This is a genomic window from Streptococcus suis (genome assembly GCF_002960445.1).
GTDB lineage: Bacteria > Bacillota > Bacilli > Lactobacillales > Streptococcaceae > Streptococcus > Streptococcus hyiners.
The window spans coordinates 1-265 of record NZ_POJD01000013.1; the positions used below are offsets into that span (position 1 = coordinate 1).

Annotated in this window: 1 protein-coding gene; it reads left to right on the forward strand. The window is 50.9% G+C overall.

Annotated features, from left to right (window positions below; translation table 11 throughout):
• Positions 1-256: metallophosphoesterase family protein (locus C1G53_RS00055; RefSeq protein ID WP_192873086.1), on the forward strand; the 256-nt coding region annotated here is incomplete at its 5' end.
• Between the last annotated feature and the right edge of the window lie 9 nt (positions 257-265).

Sequence of the window (265 nt, forward strand, 5' to 3'; positions counted from 1 at the left end):
CGGCTGGCAACGGTTGGACTACTGGGCTCAGGAAGTTGATGCGGATATTTGTTTGTATGGGCATCTGCATGTGCCTGATGCCGAAGTGCGTGGTAAGACCCTCTTCCTCAATCCAGGTTCCGTCAGCCAACCTCGTGGCTTGGTCAGAGAATGCCTCTATGCCCTTGTCACCATCTATGAAGACCGTTTCCATGTGGACTACTATAACCGCCAGCACCAACTTTTCCCAGCATTGACAAAGGATATTTCACGATGATTGCACGAG